This is a genomic window from Methylobacterium sp. EM32, from assembly GCF_040593685.1.
Classification (GTDB): Bacteria; Pseudomonadota; Alphaproteobacteria; order Rhizobiales; family Beijerinckiaceae; genus Methylobacterium.
In genome coordinates, this window is record NZ_JBEXZS010000110.1 from 1 (window position 1) to 24,736 (window position 24,736).

Genomic DNA, 24,736 nt, shown 5'->3' on the forward strand with positions numbered 1-24,736 from the left:
GCCCCGGCCCGCCCCCTCGCTGGTGCCGCCGACGAGCCTGACGGGCGCCCGCATCGCGCTGATCGAGAACGACAAGGCCGCGCTCGAGGCCCTGGCCCGGCTCTTCCACGGCTGGGACGCCAATGCCTTCGCGGCCCGCGACCATCTCAGCCTGGTGCGGCTCTTGGGCACGACCTGGAGCCCCGACGTCGTCGTCGCCGACTTCCACCTCGACGGCGGCGCCTGCGGCCTCGACACCGTGGAATGGCTGCGCTCCGTCCACGGCCACGACATCCCGGCGGTGATCACCACCGCCGACCACTCGTCCGAGGTCGAGGCGCGGGTGCGGGCGGCGCGCTGCGAACTGGTGCACAAGCCGCTGAAGCCGGCGCAGCTGCGCGCGCTCCTCGCCCATCTGCTGAGCCGCGGCTGAGCCCGCGCGGCCCGGCAGTGATTGTTTCTCAAGTATTTCTGAAGACATTCGAGGCATAAATACGCTATGCTGAGCGGTGCGCGGACTATTGTCCTCGTGGCGCCTTAGGCCTAATGAGCTATGCTAAGTGTTTCCATTTTGTTTCTGGCCTGATTTTCGCTCGAATGGACTAATCATAATGAGAAATAGACGGTTGCGCACGCGCAACATACTGCACGAATAAGAGATCGATGCCGCCAGGGCGGATTTATTGCCTGCTCGTTTGTGGCATCTCTCCGGAATGCGGGGAGGTCCAGCGTGGCACGGATATTACTGACGGGCGCAACCGGCTTTCTGGGCGGCGCCGTCCTTCACCAGGCCCTGAGCCGGCGCGACGGTGCCGAGTGGGTCTGCCTCGTGCGCTGTGCCGACGCGGAGCAGGGCTACCAGAGGATCGCGGCGCGGCTCTCCCGCTTCACCGATCTCTTCACGGCCCGTCGCCTCGCCCGGCAGGTGACGGTCGTGCCGGGGGATTTCACCCGCGCGGACCAGGATGCCGACCCGCGGCTCGACGACGTGACGCACGTCCTCCATCTCGCCGCCGACACGTCCTACCGCGGTGAGGAGCGGGTCTTCCGCACCAATCACCTCGGCACCCTGGCGCTCGCCCGGCGCGCCCGCCTCATGCCGAAGCTCCGGCGCTTCCTGCATGTCGGCACCGCCATGAGTTGCGGCGCCGACGCGCCCACCCTGGTGCGCGAGGCGCCGCCGCGCCCGGAGGACCGCCACCTCGTCGCCTACACGGCCTCGAAGGCCGCGGCCGAGACGTCCCTCGCGGCCGAGTTCACCGACCTGCCGCTCGTCGTGGCACGGCCCTCGATCGTCGTCGGTCATTCGACCCTCGGGGCCGGCCCCAGCTCGAGCATCCTCTGGCTGGTCCGCGCCGCCGACCGGCTCCGCCTCCTGCCGACGGAGACCCGCACCGGCATCGACATCGTGCCGGTGGACTGGGCCGCCGCTTCCCTGCTCGGGCTGCTGCAGAAGCCCGATCTCGCGCACGACCTCTACCATGTCTCCGCCGGCGAGGGATCGCTGACCCGCTGGCCGGATCTCTTCCGGGCCTTCGAGACTGCCGACCCGGAGGGCGGCCCGCGCCTCGTCGATCGGTTCGACTTCGCCGACCGCGCGGCGCTTCGCGAGCGCTTCGCCGCGACCTTCGGGCTCGACACGGCCCTGAAGCACGCGATGCTGCGCGCCACCCGGGCCTATTACATGTTCTGCGCCCTGGACTTCACCTTCGCGAACGACCGGCTCCTCGCCGAGGGCATCGCGGCGCCGCCCTCCCTGCCGGACTATCTCGGGGCCTGCCTGGCGAATTCCACCGACATCGTCGAGCAGTTCGTCGACGACCTCGAGATGTTCACGGCTTCCGCGGCGGCCGAGCCGCTGCCGCTCACGGCGACCGCATGACCCCCTATCTCACGCTCGCGGTCGCCATCCTGGCGGAGATCACCGCCACCCTGTCGCTCAAGGCCGCCGACGGGCTCACCCGCCCCGGGCCGACCGTCCTGGTCGCCCTCGGCTACGGCACCGCCCTGTGGCTGATGTCGGGCAGCATGGACATGCTGCCGATCGGGATCGTCTACGCGATCTGGGCCGGGGTGGGCATGGTCGGCGCGGCGCTCGGCGGCGCCGTCCTGTTCGGCGAGCCGGTGACCCCGCTGATGATCCTCGGCATCGGGGTCATCGCGGTCGGCGTCGGCATCCTGGCGGCGGCGCAGGCTCACGCCTGATACCACCGGCCCAAGATGCTGACGCATCGATTTGATCCCGGGCGGGCCCGCGATCGACGGGGCCGTTGAACCATCTCGAATTTTCGACACCAAGCCGGAGGCTTGGCGAAAACTCGAGAACGGAACCACAGGTCGTTTCCAACGACCGTTGGTATGAGGGCGGCTCACCGCTCCAGGAGCGGCGCCTCCTGGCGCGCCTGCCAGCCGTGGCGCACCAGTTCCGGGTCAGCATGCTCCTCGGCCGGGTAGCCGACGCACAGATAGGCGACCAGCCGCCAGTCCGGCGGCACGGCGAGGGCGGCCGCGACCTCTTCGGGGCACAGGATCGAGACCCAGCCGACCCCGAGTCCGCGGATCCGCGCCGCGAGCCAGAAGGTGTGCACCGCCGTCACCGCGGAATAGCGCAGCATCTCCGGCATGGTGGCCCGGCCGAGCCCATGGCCGGCCCCGGTCCCCTCGTCGCAGAACACCGCGAGATGCAAAGGCGCCTCGCGCAGGCCCGCGAGCTTGAGGCTGCGATAGGCCGCGGCCCGCTCATCGGCGTAGGTCGCTGCGGCAGCCTCGTTGCAGCGGGAAAAACTCGCCGTCACCGCCGCGCGCCGGGCGGGATCCGAGACCCGCACGAAGCGCCAGGGCTGGCTGTTGCCGACCGAGGGGCTGAGGCAGGCGAGCGCCAGGCACTCCCGGACAGCGTCCTCCGGTACCGGATCGGGGCGGAAGCGCCGCACGTCGCGACGCCAGGCGACCAGCTCCGCGAAGCGGGCGCGAAACTCGGCCCCGAATTCCGGCGCCGAGGTCATCGCCGGGCCAGATCCCCGAGCAGGCTCGCTGCCACCGAGACTTTCGATACCGTGAGGCCAGAGGCGGCGATGGCCGCGACCGCGGTGCGGATGCGGGCGAGCGAGGCGCCGCGGGCCTGGCCCCACACCTCGACCGCGGCCGCCCCTTCCGCCTCGAACGCCGCGGCCTCGGCGGTGAGCGCCCGGTGGGCCGAGGCGATGCCGGCGACCGCCCGCTCCAGGGCAATGCGGTCGAAGGTGTCGGCCACCGGCACCGCCCGGGCGGCGGCCGAGAGGGCGTTGAGGCGGAAGAGGTCGGCGATCGCGAAGTGGGTCGCGGCGATCGCCGCCGGCGGGCGCCCGGTCGCCTCGGCGACCTGGACGATGTCGGGCGCGGCGCCGAGCTCGCTCAGGGCCGCGAGGCGGGAGGCCAGGGCCTCCGGCACGCCGTGGTCGACGAGCGTCCGGATGCGCCGGGCCAGCGCCTCGGCGGCGGTCGGCGGCAGGGCGCCCGGCAGGGCCTCCGAGACCGCCGCGATGCCGTCGCGGTAGCGCTGCACCGCCGCCTCGATGTTGCCGGGCACGGCCTCGTTGTTGCGGATGAACCAGACCATGCGCTGGCGCAGGAGGTCCTGCAATTCGGCGTAGAGGGCGAGCTGCTGGTCGCCGCCGATCGCGCCGTCGAGCCCGTCCACCGCCTTGTTGAGGTCGATCAGCCCGAAGGCGTCGCGGGTCACCGCGTAGGCCGCGGCGATGGACGGGGCCTCGGCGCCGGTCTCGTCGGCCAGCCGGCTGACGATGGTCGGCCCGCCGCGATTGACGATGGCGTTGGCGAGGCTCGTGGCGATGATCTCCCGGCGCAGGCGGTGGCCCTGCACCGCGTCGGGGTAGCGCGCGACCAGCACCGGCGGGAATGAGCGCTCCAGCTCGCGGGCGAGGTAGGGATCGTCCGGCACCGCGCTGTCGAGGAGCGCGTCCTTGAGGGCGAGCTTGGCGTAGGCGAGCAGCACCGCCAGTTCCGGCCGGGTCAGGCCCTCAGCCCCCTGCGCCCGCTCGGCGAGGCTTGCGTCCGAGGGCAGGAACTCGACGCCGCGGTCGAGGCGGTGATCGGCCTCCAGGCTCTGCATCAGCCGGGCGGCGAAGCCCGTCTCGGTCGCGGCCGAGCGCTGGGCGAGGGAGAGGGCCAGCGTCTGGAGCTGGTTGTTGCGCAGCACCAGGTCGGCCACCGCCTCGGTCATGCCGGAGAGAAGGGCGTTGCGGCTCTCCGGGCTCAGGCGGCCGTCGCGCTCGGGCGTCGCCAGCGCGATCTTGATGTTGACCTCGACGTCCGAGGTATTGACGCCGGCCGAGTTGTCGATCGCGTCGGTGTTGAGGCGCACGCCGCGGCGGGCGGCCTCGATCCGGCCGCGCTGGGTCAGGCCGAGATTCGCGCCCTCGCCGACGACCCGGGCGCGCAGCTCGGAGCCGGTGATGCGGATCGCGTCGTTCGCCCGGTCGCCGGCCTCGTCGTCGCTCTCGGAGGTGGCGCGCACGTAGGTGCCGATGCCGCCGAACCACAGGAGGTCGACCGGCGCCCGCAGGATCGCCTGCATCACCTCGGCCGGCGTCGCCTCCGCCCGGTCGAGGCCGAGGCGGGCCCGGATCTGGGGAGAGAGCGGCACGGTCTTGGCCTGGCGCGAGAATACCCCGCCGCCTGAAGAGATCTTCGACCGGTCGTAATCCGCCCAGGACGAGCGCGGCAGGTCGAACAGGCGCTTGCGCTCGGCGAAGGCCGCGGCAGCGTCGGGATCGGGGTCGAGGAAGATGTCGCGGTGGTCGAAGGCGGCGATCAGCTTCAGGCAGCGCGACAGCAGCATGCCGTTGCCGAACACGTCGCCCGACATGTCGCCGACGCCCGCCACCGTCACCGGCTCGGCCTGGATGTCGACATCGACCTCGCGGAAGTGGCGCTTGACCGCCTCCCAGGCGCCGCGGGCGGTGATACCCATCTGCTTGTGGTCGTAGCCCTGGCTGCCGCCCGACGCGAAGGCGTCGCCGAGCCAGTGATGCGCCTCGAGCGAGAGGGCATTGGCGACGTCCGAGAAGGTGGCCGTGCCCTTGTCGGCGGCGACCACCAGGTAGGCGTCGTCGTCGTCGTGCCGCACGGTGGCGGGCGGCGGCAGGATCTTGCCGTCGACGATGTTGTCGGTGAGCGAGAGCAGCGTCCGGATGAAGATCCGGTAGCTCTCGGTGCCCTCCTGCATCCAGGCCTGGCGGTCGGAGGCCGGCGGCAGGCGCTTGGGGAAGAAGCCGCCCTTGGCGCCGACCGGCACGATCACGGCGTTCTTGACCTGCTGCGCCTTGACGAGGCCGAGCACCTCGGTGCGGAAATCCTCCGGCCGGTCCGACCAGCGCAGGCCCCCGCGGGCGATGTAGCCGAAGCGCAGGTGCACGCCCTCGACGCGGGGGGAGTAGACGAAGATCTCGAACAGCGGCCGGGGCAGCGGCATCCCGTCGACCCGCGCGCAGCGGAACTTGAACGCGATCGTCTCAGGCGGCAGCCCGTTGCGGCCGATCTGGAAGAAGTTCGTGCGCTGCGCCGCCTCCACGAGATTGACGAAGCGGCGCAGGATCCGGTCCTCGTCGAGGCTGGTGACCCCTGCGAGGTCGGCCTCGATCTCGGCCCGCACGCCCTCTTGCGCCGCCGCGCGGTCGCCGTCGCGGCGGGGGTCGAAGCGGGCGTAGAACAGGGCGACCAGGCGCCGGGCGAGGCCCGGGTGGCGCGCCAGCGTCGCCGCTAGGTAGTCCTGGCCGTAGCGGATGCGCAGCTGGCGCAGGTAGCGCCCGAGCGCCCGGACCAGGGCGACGTCGCGCCAGCCGAGCCCGGCCTCCAGCACCAGGCGGTTATAGGCATCCGACTCGGCGAGGTCGCGGGCAAGCGCGAGCAGGGCCGCCTCGACCGGGCCTTCCACCGCCGCGACATCGATCGCGCCGCCGCCGGCGCGCTCCAGCACCATGTCGTGCAGCCAGACCCGGGCGCCGGTCCCCTCCGGCTTGAGGCGGTAGGAGCGCTCGTCGATGACCCGGAAGCCGAGATTCTCCAGGACCGGAACCCGCTCGGAGAGCGGCAGGGCGGTCCCGCGGGAGAACACCTTGAGGCCGATTCGCGTGTCGAGATCGCCGGGGCGCCGGAAGAGGTCGACCGCCCGGGGCTGGCCTTCCGAGATCCGTTCCAGGATCGCGATGTCCGGCAGCGCCTGGGCGCCGGCATACATCTCGCGGTAGCCAGCCGGGAAGGCGTCGGCATAGACCGCGGCGAGCCCCCGCGCATCGCCGCCGCGGGTCTCGGCCAGCGCCTCGCGCAGGGAATCGGCCCAGGTGCGGGACAGCGCGACGATGCCGGCCTCGAGTTTTTCGGCGTCGATCTCGTCGGGCGGCGCGCCCGGCGTCGCCACGATGACGTGGAGGCGGGCGAGCGGCCCTTCCGGATAGTCCGGCGCGATGGTCGAGAGCCGTCCGCCGAGCTGCTCGGCGAGGTAGGCGCCGATCCGGGCCTGGAGCCGTGCGTCGGTGCGGTCCTTCGGCAGGTAGGCGATCAGCGAGACGAAGCGGCCGAACTTGTCGGGCCGCGCCAGCACCCGCACCCGCGGGCGGTCGGCGAGGGAGACGATGGCCAGCGCGAAGCGCAGGAGCAGGCCGGGCTCGATCTGGAACAGGTCGTCGCGCGGATAGGTCTCGAGCACGTGGACGAGAGAGCGCCCGGCATGGCTCGTCGGGTCGAGCCCGGCACGGCTGAGCACCGCCGCCACCTTGCGGCGCAGGTACGGCACCTCCTCGGCCCGGCTCGCATAGGCGCTGCCGGTGAACAGGCCGACGAGGCGCAACTCGCCCGAGAGCCGCCCGTCGCTCGAGAACAGCTTGATCGCCACGAGGTCGAGATGGGCCTGCCGGCGCACCCGCGAGCGCAGGCTCGCCTTGGTCACCATCAGCGCCTCCGGCCCTTCCAGGAAGGCGCGGATCTCCGGCGTCACCGCCACCATGGCGTCGCCGCGGCGCAGGACCTCGACGGCGGGATCGCGCAGGAGGCCGAGGCCGCTGCCCTTGACGCCGGCATGGTCGGCCCCGCCCGCGTCGCGGTATTCCCGCAGGCCGAGCAGCACGAAATGCCCGTCGCGCAGCCAGTCGAGGAAGGCGCGGGCCTCCGCCCGCTCCTCCGGCGCGAGGGGGGAGGGCGCGTCAGTGTAAGCCGCCGCCGCCTCGGCCAGGCGCTCGACCATGGCGGTGTGGTCGGCCGCCGTGACGGCGACGTCGGCGTAGATCCGGGCGAGGCCGGCGGCGAGCGTCGCGCGGGCGGCCTCGTCGTCGATGCGGTCGAGATGGATGTGGATGAAGCTCTCGCGCGCGAGATCTCCTGTCATCTCCTGTGCCGTGGTCTCGCCGACGACCCGCACCAGGGCGCCCTCCGCGTCGCGCTCGACGCCGAGGATCGGGTGGGCGACGAGGCGGGGCTGGTAGCCGCGGGCGACGAGCTCGGCGAGCGTCGAATCGAGCAGGAACGGCCGGTTGGCGTTGACCGCCTCCAGCACCGTGAGGTCGCGCCGGCGCCCACCCAGCTCCACCTCGATGTCGGAGAGGCGCACCGCGCTGATCGTGCGGCCGGGCCGGGCTGCCGCGAGATGCGCTCTCGCGGCGAGGGCCAGGTCGGCCAGGGCCTCGGGCGGGTAGGCGGTCAGGTCCTCCGGCGCGACGCGGCCGAAGAGGTCGCGGACGAAGCCGCCGGGTCCCCCCCTGTCCTCGGCGACAGCCGCCGCGGCGGCGATCAGGTCGGTGCGGCTGGCCTTCGCTTCGGGGGTCGCGGTCGCGGTCGAGGGTTCCACGTCAGCTCGTCCTCTGCCGAGGTTGATGCCCGGAGCGGTGGCACAGCGTCGCGACCCCCGCAACCCCGGCCTCGCCTGCGCCGGGCAAACTGCCTATAGAGGAGGCACGATGACGGGGAGAGCACGGGCATGAGCGGCGGCAGGAAGAAGGCGGGCGCGAAGCCCGAGGTCGGCGAGCGGCCGGCGCCGCAGGAGACCGAGGGCACCGTGATGGCCCTCGACCTGCCCCCGTCGCCCGACCTGTCGCCGGAGATGCGGGCGTATTTCGACAAGTGTCGCGAGAAGATCGGCTTCGTGCCGAATGTGCTGCTCGCCTACGCCCACGACAGCGCCAAGCTCGAGGCCTTCGCCGCGCTCTACAATGACCTGATGCTGGCGCCTTCGGGCCTGTCGAAGCTGGAGCGCGAGATGATCGCGGTGGCGGTGTCGAGCGTGAACCGGTGCTACTACTGCCTCACCGCGCACGGCGCTGCGGTGCGCAGCCTCTCGGGCGATCCGGTGCTGGGCGAGATGATGGCGATGAACTACCGCGCCGCCGACCTCTCGCACCGCCACCGCGCCATGCTCGATTTCGCGGTGGCGCTGTCCGAGGCGCCCTGGACCATCGAGGAGGAGGATCGCGAGGCGCTGCGCGATGCCGGCTTCTCGGAGCGCGACCTGTGGGACATCTCGGCGGTGGCGAGCTTCTTCAACATGTCGAACCGCATGGCCTCGGCCGTCGACATGCGCCCGAACCGTTCCTACCACGGCGAGGCGCGGAGCCTGCCCGGCCCGGACGAGGCCTGACCCGGTCGCCGCATTGTCGGCGTAGCGCGCCCGGCCATGACGTGAAGTGGCCGGGCGCGGGTCGCCGATAGCCGGACAACTCGGGGGGAGGGGGCATCCCGCTGGCCGCCCCCGGGACGGGACGGCCATCACGCCGCGAAGGGAATCTGTCTTGCCCAACGCGTGCATGACCCGGACACGGACACCCACATCGGAGCGGTCGTGACAGGTCGATCAGGAGAACTCGAATGGGGGGGTCTCGGCGCGATCAGCACCCGAAGAGACAGGATCCTGCTGCGAGGATCCGGCCATCCCGCACGGAGGCAGGATGGTGCGGCCGAGAGGACTCGAACCTCCACTGGTTGCCCAACTAGCACCTCAAGCTAGCGCGTCTACCAATTCCGCCACGGCCGCGGAGCGTGCTGAACATCAAAAACGGTCCAGCCGAAGTAAAAAATCTTACAATAAGGATCGTCGGAACCACGAAGTGGCTCGACGCATCGGCAACCTTGCCCGGCTCGCAGTCTCGACGAGGATCGAGCCGCTCACGCCGAACCCGGTTCCCATCCCGTCCTGCTGCGGTCGGAGACCTTGCAGGATGGATGGTGCGGCCGAGAGGACTCGAACCTCCACTGGTTGCCCAACTAGCACCTCAAGCTAGCGCGTCTACCAATTCCGCCACGGCCGCGGAGTGCTTGATTGTCGCCGGAACCGGCGGGGCGGGGGTGAGACCCGTCCGAAGCGAGGCTGCGAATACCAGTCCCCTCCGGGGGACGCAAGCGCCGCGATGCGGATCCGGCGAACATTCTCGCCTCAGAGGGCGTCCGACAGGGCGGCGAGCAGGCCGGCGCTGCCGTCGCCGATGCGGACGCCCGGCTCCTGCACCACCTCGGCCTTGCGGATCAGCTCGGTGACCTCCACGGAGATGCGGTTGCCGGTGACCACGATCTGCCCGCGGGCGATCGGGTGGTTGTTGGCGAGGATCTCGACCATATCGGAGTCGGTGGAGTCGAGCTCGATCACCGCGCCGCGGCCCATGCGCAGCAGCATGTGGATCGGCATCCGGGTCCGGCCGAGCACGACAGCGAGATCCACCTTGAGAATGTCGAGTACCGGCAACGGACGCACCCACCCTGACGACGAGACGATGCGACAACAATCCGATCTTATGGTGAAGCCTTGGTAAACGACCGGCTCGCCACCGCCCCGGACAGCCTCCTGCCCGCCCCCGGCAGCCCCCCCGTCGAGTGGGTGGTCCGCGACGCGCTCCTCGACTACCGCGAGGCGGAAGCCGCGATGGAGGCGCGGGCCGCCGCCATCGTCGAGGGCCGCGCCCTGGAGCGCGTCTGGCTCGTCGAGCACCCGCCGCTCTACACCGCCGGCACCTCCGCCAAGGCGGCCGACCTCGTGGCGCCGGAGCGCTTCCCGGTCCACCGCACGGGAAGGGGCGGGCAATACACCTATCACGGCCCCGGCCAGCGGGTGGCCTACGTGATGCTCGACCTCAACCGGCGCCGGCCGGACCTGCGCGCCTACGTGGCCGCCCTGGAGGCCTGGCTGATCGCGACCCTGGAGGACTTCACGGTGCGCGGCGAGCGGCGGGAGGACCGGGTCGGCGTCTGGGTGCGGCGGCCGGAGAAGGGACCGGGCGTCGAGGACAAGATCGCGGCGATCGGCATCCGGGTGCGGCGCTGGGCGACGTTCCACGGCATCAGCCTCAACGTCGAGCCGGACCTGTCGCACTTCTCCGGCATCGTGCCCTGCGGCGTGCGCGAGCACGGCGTCACCAGCCTGGTCGATCTCGGCCGGCCTGTGACGATGCCGGAGGTCGACGCGGTGCTGCGGGGGCGGTTCGAGGCGATCTTCGGACCCACGGTGCTGGTCGACGACGATGGGCGGGCTTAAGCCGGACAGAAGCGGGTCCCGCGGTTTCCACCCCGCCCGGACTTGCTCTAGAGTGGCGACGATGACCGCGGCGACGGCCCGGCCGCCTCGATCGGCGCCCGGTCGCGCTGCAGCCGGGCGCGGCTCCAGGTCCTTGATTGTGCTGCATCGTCCGGCGAACCCGTGACCGGTTCGTCGGATGATGTTCTCGGCGGGCGGCCCCGGCCCGCGCATCACGGAGGTCCGCCCGTGCCGGATGTCCCCGCGCCAGTGCCGGCCGCCGAGGCGCCGGGGGAGGCCGGGATGCTGCGTGCCGCGCTTCTCGACGTTCTCGCGGCCGCCCCCCTGCCGTCCCTGCTGGTCGCGCCCGGCTCCATGGGCGAGGTGCGCTTCGCCAACCCGGCCGCCCTTGCGCTCCTCGGGGAAGCGCCTTCCGGCCTCGCCATTCTGGGTGCCGAGCCCGAGGCCGAGGCGGCCTTGCGTGGGCTCCTCGGCTCCGGCGCCCCGGGCAGCGCCGAGGTGCTGCTGCGCCGGCGCGACGGGGCGACGCTCTGGGGGCTCGTCCACCTCTCGCCGCTCCCGCGCCCGGACTCGCTGCTTCTGGTGCAGGTGGTCGAGACCTCGCGCCGCCGCGACCTGGAGGCGGCGCTCGGCCTCGCGCAGAGGCGCGAGGCGCTCGGCCAGCTTACCAACGGCGTCGCGCACGAGTTCAACAACCTCCTGCAGATCCTGGTCGGCTACGTCGACGGCCTGCGCCGGCGCCTCGGCGAGCATCCGGATGCCTTCGTGCAGCGGGCGCTCAGCCGCTCCACCGACGCTGCCGAGCGCGCCTCGATGCTCACCCGCCACCTCCTGGCCTTCTCGCGCCGGCACCGGCCGGAGCCGCGGCCGGTCGACCTCAACGGGCTGCTGCACGAGCACCGGGACCGGACCGCGAGCCTGCTGGGAGGGAGGATTGGCCTCGACCTCGACCTCGCCGAGGACCTGTGGATCGCTTGCATCGACCCGGTCCAGACCGAGCTGATCCTGCAGATCCTGCTGCGCAACGCCGCCGAGGCGATGCCGGCGGGCGGGCGCGTCACGATCGAGACCCGCAACCACGGCGGCGAGGGCGTGGCCGCCGACGGGGCCGCCGGGCGCCACGTCGCGCTCACGGTGGCGGATACCGGCGCCGGCATGCCGCCGGAGGTGCTGGCCCGGGCGCTGGAGCCGTTCTTCACCACCCGCGAGCCCGGCCGCGGCACCGGCCTCGCCATCCTCAACGCCCTGGTCAAGCGGCAGAACGGCGCCGTCGCCTTGCGCAGCAGCCCCGGCGAGGGGACGGTGGTGCGCCTCACCTTCCCGGCCGCCGAGACCCCGCGGCCGCGGTCGCAACGAAGTGCCGCCGGTCGCTAATCCCTGTCATCTCAAAAATTTATCGCTTGGCAGATCTGACACGGATCGGCGACTCTTCATCGGGTGTAGTTGCGAACAGGGTGGCATTCCGCACGATGCCTCCCTTCTACTGCGCCACCCGCGCCCCCATATGCATGGCAGGGGGCGGGACGCCCCTCACTGGTGATGGCACGAGGCGATACGAACCGATGATGACCACCTTCTCCCGCGGCCGCCGGACGGCGGTGGCCTTCGGCCTGGCGGCCCTGATGGCCGTGGCGGCGACGGCCGGCGAGGCGCGTCCCGGCAGCGGCTCCTCGATGGGCTCGCGCGGCTCCAAGACCTATTCGGCCCCGCCCTCCACCGCGACCGCCCCCGGCGCCCCGGCACCGATGCAGCGCTCGATGACGCAGCCCGGCTCGCAGATGGGCGCCCCGGCCGCCCCGCAGCGTCGCTTCGGCGGCGGCTTCTTCGCCGGCCTGCTCGGCGCGGGCCTGCTCGGCGCGCTGATCGGCGGCGGCTTCTTCGGCGGCCTCGGCGGCATCGCGTCGTTCCTCGGCCTGCTGCTCCAGGTCGGCCTGCTGGTCGGCGTGGTGTTCCTGGTCCTGCGCTTCTTCCGCCGCCGCCAGGCCGAGCCGGCCATGGCGGGTGCCTACAACCGCAGCGGCCCGGCGGCCGGTCCCGGCGGTCCGCTCGGCGGCAATGGCCTGGGCGGTCTCGGTGCCGGTCTCGGCGGCGGTGCTGCCGCCGCGCAGGCCCGCCCGGCCCAGCGCGACGAAGTCGGCATCGGCCCGCAGGATTTCGAGGCCTTCGAGCGCACGCTCGGCCAGGTGCAGCTCGCCTACGGCGCCGAGGACGCCGCCACCCTGCGCCGCCTGACGACGCCGGAGATGTTCGGCTACTTCGGCGAGGAGATCCGGGCCAACGCCGCCCGCGGCGTGGTCAACAAGATCGCCGACGTGAAGCTGCAGCAGGGCGACCTCGCCGAATCCTGGCGCGAGGGTCCGGTCGACTACGCCACCGTGGCGATGCGCTACACCCTGCGCGACGCGGTGATCGACCGCGCCAGCGGCCGGGTCGTCGAGACCAACCCGCCCGAGGCGACGGAGGTCTGGACCTTCATGCGCGAGCGCGGCGGTCAGTGGGTGGTCTCGGCCATCCAGCAGACACGCTAACGGTTGTTTCGCGGGGAGCGACGCTCCCAGCGGCCTTCGGCGAAGCCCTCGGTCCCGTTTGGGGTCGGGGGTTTTTTTATGTCGGACGTCGTTCGGTGTTCCCGCGACGGATGCTTCATCCTCCGGGGTCATCCCGGGGCCGCGTAGCGGAACCCGGGATCCAGAACCGCAGGCGGTTCAGAAGAAACCACGACTGGCTTCGCCTTATCCTGAACCATCCGCGGTTCTGGATTCCGGGCTCCGCTGCGCGGCCCCGGAATGACGCGGAGAGGTGGCGACGTGGCTACCCATTCGTCTCGATCGAGCTGCCGAAACAACCCTCACAACACCCGCGCCATCGCCACGAACCCCTCGACCGGCACCTCCTCGGCCCGCGCCGTCTCGGGGATGCCGGCGGCGGCGAGCAGGCGGGCGGGGTCCGGGGTCGCGGCCTTGAGGCTCTGGCGCAGCATCTTGCGGCGCTGGCCGAAGGCGGCGCCGGTCACGGCTTCGAGGGCCCGGACCCGGCAGGGCAGGGGCTCCGCCCGCGGCTCCAGCCGCACCACGCTCGACGTCACCTTCGGCGGCGGCACGAAGGCCGAGGGCGGCACGTCGAACAGGATGGTGGCCTGGCTGCGCCAGCCGCACAGCACGCCGAGCCGGCCGTAATTCGCCCGGTCGCCCTCGTCGGCGACGATGCGCTCGGCCACCTCGCGCTGGAACATCAGGGTCAGCGACTCCCACCACGGCGGCCAGGCCTCCGACGTGAGCCAGCCGGTGAGGAGCGGCGTGCCGACATTGTAGGGGAGGTTCGCGACGATCCGGGCCGGGCCGTCGCCGATCAGCGGCCGGGGATCGAATTCGAGCGCGTCGGCCTCCACCACCTCCAGGCGACCGGGATAATGCGCGGCGATCTCGGCGAGCGCCGGCAAGGCGCGGGGATCGCGCTCGACCGCGATGACCTTGGCGGCGCCGTGCATCAGCAGCGCCCGGGTCAGGCCGCCGGGGCCGGGGCCGACCTCGACCACCGTCACGCCCTCGAGCGGACCCGAGGACCGGGCGATCCGGCCGGTGAGGTTGAGGTCGAACAGAAAATTCTGGCCGAGCGAGCGGCGGGGCAAGAGGTCGTGCGCCTGCACCACCTCCCGCAGCGGCGGCAGACCGTCCGGGGAACTCATGCCGCTGCTCCGTCCCTCGTTGTCTCTGCGTCACGGGGCCGGGTCAGCCGCCCGGCGAGCTTCAGGGCCGCGATCAGGCTGTCGGGCTTGGCGAGGCCCTTGCCGGCGATGTCGAAGGCGGTGCCGTGGTCGGGCGAGGTGCGCAGGAAGGGCAGCCCGAGGGTCACGTTCACGCCTTCGTCGAAGGCGAGCGTCTTGATCGGGATCAGCGCCTGGTCGTGGGTCGGGGCGAGCGCGACGTCGTAGGTGGCCCGCGCCCGGGCGTGGAACAGGGTATCGGCGGGATGCGGGCCGGTGATGGCGATACCCTCCGCCCGTAAGGACTCGATCGCCGGCACCAGCACGTCGCGATCCTCGGTGCCCATCGTGCCGGCCTCGCCCGCATGCGGGTTGAGCCCGGCGAGCACGAGGCGCGGGGAGGCGAGGCCGAAGCGCGCCCGCAGGTCACGGTCGACGATGCGGGCAGTCTCGACCACGAGGTCGGCCGTCAGCAGCTCCGGCACCCGGCGCAAGGGCACGTGGATCGTCACCGGCACCACCGCCAGCTCCTCCGACCACAGTAGCATCACGGGCGTCGGCGGCGCTTCGCCCGGCGCGGCGGCGAGCGCCGCCAGGTACTCGGTGTGGCCGGGATGGCGAAAACCCGCCTCGTAGAGGACGTGCTTGGCGATCGGGTTGGTGACCAGCGCCGGCGCCCGGCCGGCCCGCACCAGCCGCACCGCCTCCTCGATCGAAGCCAGCGTCCCGGCGGCGCTCGCCGGATCGGGCGTGCCGGGCTCGGCCGCAACGGTGATCCCGTCCGGCAGGTGCATCACCGGCAGGGCGCGGGCGAAGGCGTCGGCGGCCGTCTCGGGGGTAGCCTCGGCGAAGGGGATGTCGAGGCCGAGGCGGGCCGCGATGGTTCGCAGGAAATCCGGGTCGCCGATGACGAAGAACGGCGCCAAGCCGTGCTCCTCCCGGGCGAGCCAGGCCCGCAGGGTGATCTCCGGGCCGATCCCGGCCGGATCGCCCTGTGTCAGCGCGAGGGCTGTGGTCATGGCGGGGATCCTCGTCCGTGGTGGCGCATCCCCGCGCCATGCCATCCCGGCCTTCGCCGAGCAAGCCGCCTCAGGGCCGGGTTGCCCGGCCCGTCACCGGGCCGTGGCGATGCCGTCCGCCGTCGTGGTGGTGCTGAGGTTCTGGCGGAAATTCGCCTCGCCGAGGGTGCGCAGCTCGATCCGCAGCAGGAAGGTGCGGTTGCGCTCGCGCAGGCCCGACGCCGTCTCGATCGGCGAGGACAGGTAGTTGAGCGAGATGGTCGTGCACTCGTCGCGGTAGCCGAAGCCGAGGCCCGACGACGAGACGTAGAACTTGTCCGCCCGCTCGTAGGTCGGCGCCGTGCCGACCGGGTTGAGGAAGTAGGCCTGGGCCGCCGTGGCGTAGAACTCGCGCACCTGGAGGTAGTGCGAGAGGTCGAACAGCACCGAGCCGGTCACGAACCAGTTCGGCGTGATGTTGTAGAGCGCCGAGGCCTGCAGGCCTTCGCGGCGGCGGTCGTAGCCGAGCTCGGGCTGCGCCTCGTAGCGGGCGTAGAGCAGGGAGGTTTCGAGCGGCAGGAACGGCGCGAACTTCGCCGTCACGCCGGCCTCGAAGCGCTTGAGCGCGAAGGTCGAGTTGTCGAACCGGGCCCGGGTGATGAAGCTGATGTTCTGGTTCGGCGAGACCTGGAGGCGCGAGACGAAGTCCGACTGGGCGGTCTCGAGGCCGGAATCGCGGCCGACATTGGCGATGTCGCCGCGGCGGAACGAGTTGACGCCGGCGATCGCGAGCGACTCGCCGAACATCGCGTTCATGTAGAAGCCGTTGCGGCCGGTGATCGCGTATTCGGCGCCGATATTGGCGCGCACGCCGCCCTCGACCCGGTCGTAGCCGGAGAACTTGTCCCACTCGAACAGCGAGGTGTCGTCGAAGACGAGGCTCTGGGCGTCCTCGTTCGGCAGGCGGCCGATATGGGTCTCGCTCGGCCGCGCGATCACCTGGACGATCGGCGACACGGTGTGGACCCCGAGCGGGCCCATATCGGCGACGAAGGGGTAGCGGTATTCGAGTCCGACCGCCGGCATCACCCGGCCGGAAAAGTTCGATTCCGGCGAGAAGAGGTTCGTGACCTCGGGGTTCTGGTAGCCGGTCGTGTTCGGGTTCACGAAGAACGCGTCGCCGCGCAGGTAGGCGAAGGGCTGCCAGCGCTGGCCGAACTCGTCGGTGAAGGTGCGCCGCCACGACACCTGGGCGGTGCCCCGCGTGGTGTCGCCGGCGAGCCCGCTCACCAGGCACTGCCCGCGCTCGAACACCGAGCAGGTGCTGTAGAGCGGGAACGAGATCCCGTTGACGCTCGGGCTGAGCAGGTAGGTCCCGGTGCGCGGGATCTGGGTGTACTGCGTCGCCTCACGGGTCAGGTGGGTGAAGTTGGCCTGGAACCGCACCTCGCCGCCGATCGGGTCGGGCCCGTCGCGGCGCTTGTCGTAGTCGATCACCGGGGCGACGATCGGCTGCTGCTTCTGCCAGTCGTAGGTCGACAGGCCCTTGAAGTAGTAGCCCCGCGCCTCGAACCACGAGCGGTCGCCCTGGCCGATCAGGAAGGCGGTCGAGACCGCCTCGCGGAAGTAGTCCGTGCTGATCGTCTGGTTGCGGATGCGGTAATTATCGAGGAACCACTTGTCGGTGACGCCGACGATGTCCCAGCCGGCGCGCCAGTTCTGGCCGAGATAGAACTGTCCGGCCGATTCGATCGAGCCGCGGAAGTCGCGGTCGCCGGAGCCGAGGGGCCCGGGCAGGAACGCGCTCGGCGTCGACTGGAAGATGCCGCTGACCCGGACGTTGTAGAAGCCGTTGGCGAGCCGCTGGCGCCACTCGGCCTGGCCGAGCACGCCCTGCTTCGACAGGAAAGTCGGCTCGACGGTGAGGTCGTAATCGGGCGCGATGTTCCAGAAGAACGGCGTGCCGATGCCGTAGCCGAGCACGTTCGACGAGACGAAGTGCGGCGCCAGGAAGCCAGTGTCGCGCCGCACCGTCGGGTCGGGCGAGTAGAAATAGGGCAGGTAGGCGATCGGGATGCCGGCCACTTCGAGGTACGAATCCTCGTAGTAGATCCGGCGCTCCTCGTTGTTGTGGATGATCCGCGCCGCCTTGACCTGCCACAGGGGCGGCTTCTCGGGATGGTCCTTGCACGGCTCGCAGGCGGTGTAGGTGCCGTACTCGAAGGTCGTCGTCTCGCCGGCGATGCGCTCCGCCCGCGGAGCGGAGAACCGCACCCGGGCCGGGCGGCCGCGCTGCTCGATGGTCTGCTGGATGCGCAGCGAGTCGATGAAGCCGGACTTGAAGTCGTCGGTCAGCTCCATCCGGTCGCCGGTCACGACCGAGCCGGTCTCGTCGGTGAGGCGGACATTGCCCTCCGCGAAGACCCGGCCGGTGTTGCGGTCGTAGCGCACGCGGTCGGCCAGCAGGGTCCGCGGGCCGTAATGCAGCTCGGCATTGCCGACCGCCGAGACCGTGTTCTTGTCGTTGTCGTAGACGAGCTCCTTGGCCTCGACGAGCAGGCGCTCGTCGCCGCTGCCGGGCTTGCCCTGGTTCTTGCCCTGGTTCTTGGCCGTACGCGCCGCCAACTGGTCGTTGAGCGTGCCCTGCGCGCGCGCAAGGTCGCTCGCGCCCACCGTCACGGCGGCTGCCAGCAGAACCGTCAGGGATCCCGTGACCGCGGCACCCGCGGCCTTACGCACGACTCGACCCATCCCTGCACCCGCTATGCCCGCGCCGCCTTGCCGGAGATCGGGCATCAGCCGTCCTCCAGGTGCAGAAGCGCGAGCGTTCCGAGAAGACTCCCTACCACGGCCGGGAACCACGCCGCCACCGGCGCCGCCACCAATCCAGAGGCTCCTAGGCCCTCCATCACCTGGCGTGCCACGTAGAGCACGAAGCCCGCCGCGACGCCGCCGAGCACCATCTTGCCGATGCCACCGAAACGGAAAAACCTTAATGAAACCGATGCCGCCACCAGCACCATCGCCAGGAACAGCACCGGCCGGGCCATCAGCACGTCGTACTGCAGGCGGTAACGCGTGGCGTCGAGTCCCGCCCGCTCGGTCCGGGCGATCGTCTGACTGAGTTGCCAGAAAGGCACGGATTCCGGCGGGGTGAAGCGCTGGCGCACCTGCGATTGGTCGAGCGTCGAGGCGATCAGGTAGGTGTCGTAGCTCTGGGGCTCCTGGTCCATGCCCTGCACCCGCACGTCCTGGAGCTCCCAGTAGCCGTCGTGCAGGGTGGCCCGGGCCGCCTGCATCTGCTGGGTGAAGGCGCCGGCCTCGTCGAAGGTGAAGACCGCGACGCCGGCGAGCGTGGTGGTGCCCTCGATCGCGGTCTCGGCCCGGATGATCGCCTGGCCGTCGATGCTGCGCTGGCGGATCCACAGGTCCTTGCCGGAGGCGGCCTTGCCCGAGCGGGCGAAGATCTTGGCCTCGATCTGCGTCGAGCGCTGCTTCAGCTCGGCCGAGACCGGGTTGTAGACCCCGACCGTGAAGGCGCCGATGCCGAGCGCCACGAGCGCGCCGGGCTGCAGGAACTGCCAGGCCGAGATGCCGGCGGCCCGCGCCACCACCAGTTCGAGCTTGCGGCTGAGCTGGAGCAGGGCCGCCATGGCGCCGAACAGGATCGCGAAGGGCAGCACCTGCTCGGCCACCGCCGGGGTGCGGTAGAGCGCGAGCTGCGCCATCACGGCGGCGGACGCGCCTTCGGCGTCGCCCGCGCGGCGCATCAGCTCGACGAAATCGAGGGTGTAGACGAGGGCGAAGACCGTGAGGAACACCCCCAGGATCATGCGCAGGAAGCGGGCCGCCAGGTAGCGGCCGAGGGTGACGCCGATCAGCATCCGCTCAGCCTGCCCGTGTCCGCAGGACCGGGACCGTGCCTGAGAGCCGGCGCAGCCGCGCGGCGAGACCTGCGTTGAAGGCCCGCACCCGGTTGCCCTGGGTGGCGACGACGAGGGAGAGGGCGATTGCGATGAGCGGCGCGGCGTAGACCGCGATCACGGCGCCCTGGCTGCGCACCGCCGCGCTCGAGGCGGCAAAGCCCGCGATGCGTAAGCCCACCACCGCCGCGATGGCGCCCGCGACCGCCAAGCCCCGCCCTTGCCGGGTGGTGCGGGGATCGCCGAGCGCTGCGAAGGCGATCAGCCCGAGCGCCAGCGGGTAGAGCCAGGACGACAGCCGGTCGTGCAACTCGGCCCGGAAGCGGCCCTTCGTCAGCTTGTAGTAGGTCTCGTCCGGGTTCGGGAACATCAGCTGCACGGTCGAGCGCTCGCGCGGCTTGTAGATCGTGTCGGCATCGGGCGGCGTGAACGCCGCGAGGTCGACGGCGTAGCGCTGGAAGGTGATGATCGAGGAATCGCGGCTGTTCGGCTGCTGGCGGTGGATGCTGCCCTTCTCGAGCACGAGGTAGGTCTGCCCGTCGAGGTCGACCGCCTGGCCGCGCTCGGCGAGGTAGACCACCGTCTTCCCGGCCTCGCGCCGGTCCTGCATGAAGATGCCGAGCAGCGCCCCGTTCGGGGCCCGCTCGCGGAAGTGGAAGGTGATGCCGCTGTCGAGGGTGGTGAACTGCCCCTCCTTGACCACGTTGGCGATGAAGTCGCCGCGCACGCGGGTGAGCACGTCGCGCAATTCCTGGAAGCTCGACGGCATCACCTGGATGGTCAGGAAGCCGATCGCCGCGCTGACGAAGAGGGCCAGCGTCAGGAACGGCCGCATCAGGTGGCGCGGCGACATGCCCGCCGCGCTCATCACGATCAGCTCGGAATCGCCGTTGAGCTTGTTGAGCGCATAGACCACCGCGATGAACAGGGCGACCGGCGCGATCACGGTGATCAGGGTCGGCAGCGACAGCCCGGTGATCAGGAAGAAGATCAGCAGGGTCTGGCCCTTGGCGGTGATCAGGTCCAGCTCGCGCAGGGCCTGCGTCACCCAGATCACGCCGGTGAGGCCGATCAGGCACGACAGGAAGGCCCCGAGGGCGATGCGGAAGATGTAGCGCTCGATCTGTCTCATCGGCCGGCTGCGGTCGGGCCCCCTCCCGCGTCGATGCTGGTTAGGCTTGCCCCACCGGCCGCACAAGCACCGGGTGCCCTCAAGCACGGCAAGTGCGGCCTTTTGCGGGCGGGCGCGCCCGGACCGCCACACTCAGCCCGCGTTACTTGGCCCGCGTTGCGCTCGACGGCGTCCGGCCGCTACACAGGACCGACGCGGCGCCCATCGTGAGACGCGCGATCAAGGACGGGACGAAAGCAACGCCATGGCGGACGGCATCAGCATCGAGATCGAATCCCTCGCCGCGTCCGGAGCGCTGCCCAAGCCCGGCGGCGACCTCGTGCTGTTCGTCGGCGAGGACCTCGCCCTGTCGCCGCGGGCGGCCGAGATCGCCGGGCCCGGCGCGGCCGAGCTGGTGGCCCGCGCCGCGGGCGTCGAGCGGTTCAAGGGCAAGGCGCAAAGCGCCCTCGTTCTCACCGCTCCGACCGGCCTCGCGGTCGAGCGGCTGGTGGTGATCGGTACCGGATCGGACGAGGCGGCGTCCCGCGACTGGGCGACCCTCGGCGGCACCACCGCCGGCAAGCTCGGCAGCCGCTCGGCCACGATCGTGCTCGAATGGCCCGGCACGGCCCCGAGTTCCGACGAGGTCGCGGCGTTCTCGCTGGGGGCGCGGCTTCGCGCCTACAAGTTCGACCGCTACAAGAGCAAGAAGACGCCGGAGGGCGAGGAGGCGAGCGGGGGCGGGCGCCTGACCCTGCTGGTGCCGGAGAATGCCGGTCTCAAGAAGGCGATGCGCGGCGCGGACGGCTTGGCCGAGGGCGTGATCCTCGCCCGCGAGCTCGTCAACGAGCCGCCGAACGTCCTCGACCCGGAGGAGTTCGCCCGCCGCGCGTCGGCGTTGGAGAAGCTCGGCGTCGAGATCGAGATCCTCGACGAGAAGGATATGAAGAAGCTCGGCATGCGGGCGCTGCTCGCCGTCGCGCAGGGCTCGGCCAAGGAGGCCCGGGTCGTCATCATGCGCTGGAACGGCGCCGAGGACGCCTCCGACGCGCCGGTGGCCTTCATCGGCAAGGGCGTGACCTTCGATTCCGGCGGCGTCTCCATCAAGGGGAGCGGCGGCATGGAGGACATGAAGGGCGACATGGCGGGCGCCGCCTGCGTCGTCGGCCTGATGCACGCGCTGGCCAGCCGCAAGGCCAAGGTGAACGCGCTCGGCGCCATCGGCCTCGTCGAGAACATGCCCGACGGCAAGGCCCAGCGCCCCGGCGACATCGTGACGTCCATGTCGGGCCAGACGATCGAGATCATCAACACCGACGCGGAAGGCCGCCTGGTGCTCGCCGACGTGCTCTGGCACGTCCAGCAGACCTACAAGCCCCGCTTCATGATCGACCTCGCGACCCTGACCGGTGCGATCCTGGTGGCGCTCGGCCAGGAATTCGCCGGCATGTTCTCGAACAACGACGAGCTGGCGCAACGCCTCTCGGCCGCCGGCGAGGCCACCGGCGAGAAGGTCTGGCGCATGCCGCTGACCCCGGGCTTCGACAAGCTGATCGAGTCGAAATTCGCCGACATGAAGAACACCGGCGGCCGCCACGGCGGCTCGGCCACGGCGGCGCAGTTCCTCAAGCGCTACGTCAACGACGTGCCGTGGATCCATCTCGACATCGCCGGCGTCGGCATGGGCTCGCCGGCGACCGAGACCAACCGCTCCTGGGGCTCGGGCTGGGGCGTGCGCCTCCTCGACCGGCTCGTGCGCGACCACTACGAGGCGTGAGCGCGCTCGCCGGCGCCCTGCCGGGCGCCGCTCCCGCGACGGCGGCCCGGCCGGGGCGCCTCGCCGCCCTGATCCCGCTCGCGGCGGCTTTCGCCGCCGTGGGGCTCGTCGCGGTCACCGGCACGACGCAACGCAGCCTCGACGCGGCGGGCTTCGGCCAATGGGCCTACGGCTTCTTCGCCGACCGCTACCCGCTGTTCTTCCCGGCCATCGCCTACGGCGTCGCGCGGGCGGCGTTGCTGCCGCTCGCCGCGCCGCACTGGCGCGGCTGGCTCGGCGCGTGTCTCGGGCTCGCCCTCGTGACCGGCCTGTCGCTGCACCCGACCTATGGCGGGCTGGTGCTGCGGGCCGGCTTCTCGGTCGGCGGCGTCGCCTTCCTGTCCGGCCAGCCGATGGCGGTGGCGCAGGGGCTCGGCGCCGTGGCGGCGGCCTCCGTGCTCGGCTTCGCCCTGGGCTGTGCCGCCCTCGTCGCGCGGGGCCTGCCGCGCCGGGGCGCCTGGGGCCGCGCGCTCGTCCGGGTGCTCCTGCGCTTCGCGGCCCTGGCCTGGGCGCTCGGCGTGCTGGCGGCGGCGCGCGATCTCGGCCTGTCGGGCTTCCCGCGGCTGGCCCTCTCCGGCGGTCAGGCCGCGCTCGCGCTCGGCCTCGTGCTCGCGGCGTTCCTGCCGCACGTGATCCTCGACCTCGTCCGATCCCGTGCGTCGGTTGAATCCACCCCGGGGAGACGCTAACCCGGAGGTAAGCCGGGGCCCGCGAGGCACCCGGCACCGGGGAGGGTTGGAGTTCATGGGCAAGGGGTCGAGCGCGATGGAACCCAACACCCCGCCGCGGCCCTGGCTCGCCGCCTATCCGGCCGGCGTCCCGGCGGAGATCGAGACCGAGCGTCTCGGCACCCTGGTCGAGCTGATCGAGACCGCCACGACGCGCTTCGCCGACCGCCCGGCGATCACCTGCTTCGGCGCCTCCCTGACTTTCGCGGCGCTACGGCGCGAGGGCGAGGCGATGGCGGCCTTCCTGCAGGCGCAGGGGGTGTCGAAGGGCGACCGGGTCGCCCTGATGATGCCGAACGTGCCGGCCTTTCCGATCGCCCTCGTCGGCGCGCTGCTGGCCGGCGCCACGGTCGTCAACGTCAACCCGCTCTACACCCCGCGCGAGCTGACCCACCAGCTGCGCGATGCCGGCGCCCGGGTGCTGGTGGTGCTGGAGAATTTTTGCCACACGGTCGCCGAGTCGCTGCCCGAGCTGCCCGGCCTCGAGCGGGTGGTGGTGGCCGGGGCCGGCGACGGGCTCGGGCTGAAGGGCTCGCTCATCACGCTGGCGGCGCGCCACCTCAAGAAGGCGGTGCCTCCCTTCACGCTGCCGGCGGAGCGCCGGACCAGCTTCAAGGCGGCCCTCGCGGCCGGGCGCCGCGCCGCCTTCCGGCCGGTCGCGGTCGGTCCGGACGATCTCGCCTTCCTGCAATATACCGGCGGCACCACCGGCGTCTCGAAGGGGGCGATGCTCACCCATCGCAACGTCGCCGCCAATGTCGAGCAGAGCCGGGTCTGGTTCCGCATGCGCGACGACGAGGGGCCGGGCCGGGTGATGGTGACGGCGCTGCCGCTCTACCACATCTTCGCGCTGACCTGCTGCTTCTTCTTCATGATGCGGCTCGGCGCCTGCTGCCTGCTGGTGCCGAACCCGCGCGACATCGGCGGATTCGTGAGCCTCCTGCGCAAGAGCCGCTTCACCAACCTGTCGGGCGTCAACACCCTGTTCAACGCGCTGCTCAACCACCCGGACATCGCCAAGGTCGACTGGTCGCGGCTCGAATACGCCATCGCCGGCGGCATGGCGATGCAGGCGCCGGTGGCCCGGCGCTGGAAAGCCGCGACCGGCAAGCCGGTGATCGAGGGCTACGGCCTGTCCGAGACCTCGCCGGTGGTCTCGATCAACCCACCGGACCTGCACGACTGGTCGGGCACGATCGGCTACCCGGCGCCCTCCACGGAGGTGTGCATCCGCGACGCCGAGGGCACCACCCTGCCGGCGGGCCAGCCCGGCGAGCTCTGCGTGCGCGGGCCGCAGGTGATGGCCGGCTACTGGGGCCGGGCCGACGAGACCGCCCGGGCGATGACCCCGGACGGCTTCTTCCGCACCGGCGACGTCGCGCTGATCGAGCCCGACGGGCAGGTCCGCATCGTCGATCGGATGAAGGACATGATCCTGGTCTCCGGCTTCAACGTCTATCCGAACGAGGTCGAGGACGTGCTCGCCGCCCATCCGGGCGTGCTGGAGGTGGCGGTGGTGGGCGAACCGTCGGCCGAGACCGGCGAGAGCGTCGTCGCCCACGTGGTCCGGCGCGATCCCGACCTGACGGCGGAGGCCCTGCGGGCTCATGCGCGGGAGGGGCTGACGGCGTACAAGGTGCCCCGCCGCTACGTTTTTCGCGACAGCCTGCCGAAGACGAATGTCGGCAAGGTGCTGCGGCGGGCGTTGCGGGAGGGGGAGACTGTCGGATAGCGCGCCGCTTCTGAACCTTCCCCCCACTGCGGGGGAGGGTGGCGAGCGGAGCGAGCCGGGAGAGGGGCAGCGCGACGCTGATCTAGCTGGCGCGCGTCATGAAGCGCGCGACGTCTTCGGAAGCGTCGCCCCCTCTCCCTGGGATTGGGATTGCCCCGTTTCTGTGGACGGTTATGGGGCTTGGCTGACCAGGGTCCCGGTTGCGGGTTTTGGGCGATGCTCCTGTTCGTAGACGA

General features: G+C 71.5%; 18 protein-coding genes and 2 tRNA genes. 10 read left to right on the forward strand and 10 right to left on the reverse strand.

The genetic code is table 11. The features are described 5' to 3' along the window. The 3 genes from ABZT49_RS15515 to ABZT49_RS15525 all read left to right on the forward strand — a co-directional run. On the forward strand, window positions 1–412 hold a 412-nt coding region (locus ABZT49_RS15515; protein ID WP_355286905.1), incomplete at its 5' end, for a response regulator. A 297-nt stretch (window positions 413–709) separates the two neighbouring features. Further along, on the forward strand, window positions 710–1,861 hold the full coding sequence (locus tag ABZT49_RS15520; protein WP_355286906.1) for an SDR family oxidoreductase: 1,152 nt from the start codon (window positions 710–712) through the stop codon (window positions 1,859–1,861). Beyond that, window positions 1,858–2,184, forward strand: a complete 327-nt coding sequence (locus tag ABZT49_RS15525) for a multidrug efflux SMR transporter (protein WP_355286907.1) — start codon at window positions 1,858–1,860, stop codon at window positions 2,182–2,184. The genes ABZT49_RS15520 and ABZT49_RS15525 overlap by 4 nt, the downstream gene beginning before the upstream one ends. A 164-nt stretch (window positions 2,185–2,348) precedes the next feature. On the opposite strand, the gene bluB is transcribed toward ABZT49_RS15525, so the two are convergent. Together bluB and ABZT49_RS15535 are read right to left on the reverse strand one after the other, a co-directional pair. Further along, window positions 2,349–2,984, reverse strand: a complete 636-nt coding sequence (gene bluB / locus ABZT49_RS15530; protein WP_355286908.1) for a 5,6-dimethylbenzimidazole synthase — start codon at window positions 2,982–2,984, stop codon at window positions 2,349–2,351. After that, entirely contained in the window at window positions 2,981–7,819 is a 4,839-nt protein-coding gene (locus tag ABZT49_RS15535) for an NAD-glutamate dehydrogenase (RefSeq protein ID WP_355286909.1), read from the reverse strand. The genes bluB and ABZT49_RS15535 overlap by 4 nt, the downstream gene beginning before the upstream one ends. Before the next feature lie 210 nt (window positions 7,820–8,029). On the opposite strand from ABZT49_RS15535, the gene ABZT49_RS15540 reads away from it, so the two are divergent. Beyond that, entirely contained in the window at window positions 8,030–8,605 is a 576-nt protein-coding gene (locus ABZT49_RS15540; protein ID WP_407943514.1) for a peroxidase-related enzyme, read from the forward strand. Window positions 8,606–8,913: 308 nt separating this feature from the next. On the opposite strand, the gene ABZT49_RS15545 is transcribed toward ABZT49_RS15540, so the two are convergent. The 3 genes from ABZT49_RS15545 to ABZT49_RS15555 form a co-directional block, all read right to left on the reverse strand. Then, window positions 8,914–8,998: transfer RNA gene (locus ABZT49_RS15545), tRNA-Leu, on the reverse strand. A gap of 189 nt (window positions 8,999–9,187) precedes the next feature. After that, a tRNA-Leu gene (locus ABZT49_RS15550) sits at window positions 9,188–9,272 on the reverse strand. 125 nt (window positions 9,273–9,397) lie between these two features. Continuing rightward, complete coding sequence (locus ABZT49_RS15555; protein ID WP_355286911.1) at window positions 9,398–9,703, reverse strand: FliM/FliN family flagellar motor switch protein; 306 nt, start codon at window positions 9,701–9,703, stop codon at window positions 9,398–9,400. Between the two features lie 60 nt (window positions 9,704–9,763). Between ABZT49_RS15555 and lipB the strand changes: the two genes are divergently transcribed. The 3 genes from lipB to ABZT49_RS15570 all read left to right on the forward strand — a co-directional run bounded on the left by lipB (window position 9,764) and on the right by ABZT49_RS15570 (window position 13,017). Beyond that, window positions 9,764–10,489: a lipoyl(octanoyl) transferase LipB gene (gene lipB, locus ABZT49_RS15560; protein ID WP_355286912.1), complete on the forward strand. Its 726-nt coding sequence runs from the start codon at window positions 9,764–9,766 to the stop codon at window positions 10,487–10,489. A gap of 228 nt (window positions 10,490–10,717) precedes the next feature. Then, a complete protein-coding gene (locus ABZT49_RS15565) occupies window positions 10,718–11,863 on the forward strand; it encodes an ATP-binding protein (protein WP_355286913.1) in 1,146 nt (381 codons plus the stop codon). A gap of 188 nt (window positions 11,864–12,051) precedes the next feature. Beyond that, entirely contained in the window at window positions 12,052–13,017 is a 966-nt protein-coding gene (locus ABZT49_RS15570; protein ID WP_355286914.1) for a TIM44-like domain-containing protein, read from the forward strand. Window positions 13,018–13,337: 320 nt separating this feature from the next. On the opposite strand, the gene rsmA is transcribed toward ABZT49_RS15570, so the two are convergent. From rsmA to lptF, 5 genes are all read right to left on the reverse strand, one after another. Continuing rightward, window positions 13,338–14,174: a 16S rRNA (adenine(1518)-N(6)/adenine(1519)-N(6))-dimethyltransferase RsmA gene (rsmA, locus tag ABZT49_RS15575; RefSeq protein WP_355286915.1), complete on the reverse strand. Its 837-nt coding sequence runs from the start codon at window positions 14,172–14,174 to the stop codon at window positions 13,338–13,340. After that, a complete protein-coding gene (pdxA, locus tag ABZT49_RS15580; protein ID WP_355286916.1) occupies window positions 14,171–15,211 on the reverse strand; it encodes a 4-hydroxythreonine-4-phosphate dehydrogenase PdxA in 1,041 nt (346 codons plus the stop codon). Before pdxA ends, rsmA begins: the two co-directional genes overlap by 4 nt. A 93-nt stretch (window positions 15,212–15,304) precedes the next feature. After that, a complete protein-coding gene (locus ABZT49_RS15585; protein ID WP_355286917.1) occupies window positions 15,305–17,986 on the reverse strand; it encodes an LPS-assembly protein LptD in 2,682 nt (893 codons plus the stop codon). Further along, window positions 17,986–19,074: an LPS export ABC transporter permease LptG gene (gene lptG, locus ABZT49_RS15590; RefSeq protein ID WP_355286918.1), complete on the reverse strand. Its 1,089-nt coding sequence runs from the start codon at window positions 19,072–19,074 to the stop codon at window positions 17,986–17,988. The genes ABZT49_RS15585 and lptG overlap by 1 nt, the downstream gene beginning before the upstream one ends. Before the next feature lie 4 nt (window positions 19,075–19,078). Continuing rightward, window positions 19,079–20,245 (reverse strand): LPS export ABC transporter permease LptF, encoded by a 1,167-nt coding sequence (lptF, locus tag ABZT49_RS15595; protein ID WP_355286919.1) that lies wholly within the window; start codon window positions 20,243–20,245, stop codon window positions 19,079–19,081. 244 nt (window positions 20,246–20,489) lie between these two features. On the opposite strand from lptF, the gene ABZT49_RS15600 reads away from it, so the two are divergent. From ABZT49_RS15600 to ABZT49_RS15610, 3 genes are read left to right on the forward strand one after another with little or no spacing between them, the layout of a single operon-like run. Beyond that, window positions 20,490–22,001, forward strand: a complete 1,512-nt coding sequence (locus ABZT49_RS15600) for a leucyl aminopeptidase (RefSeq protein ID WP_355286920.1) — start codon at window positions 20,490–20,492, stop codon at window positions 21,999–22,001. Continuing rightward, on the forward strand, window positions 21,998–22,729 hold the full coding sequence (locus ABZT49_RS15605) for a hypothetical protein (protein ID WP_355286921.1): 732 nt from the start codon (window positions 21,998–22,000) through the stop codon (window positions 22,727–22,729). Before ABZT49_RS15600 ends, ABZT49_RS15605 begins: the two co-directional genes overlap by 4 nt. A 55-nt stretch (window positions 22,730–22,784) precedes the next feature. Further along, window positions 22,785–24,500, forward strand: coding sequence for an AMP-binding protein (locus ABZT49_RS15610; protein ID WP_355286922.1), 1,716 nt, complete (start codon window positions 22,785–22,787; stop codon window positions 24,498–24,500). The last annotated feature ends 236 nt before the right edge of the window (window positions 24,501–24,736 follow it).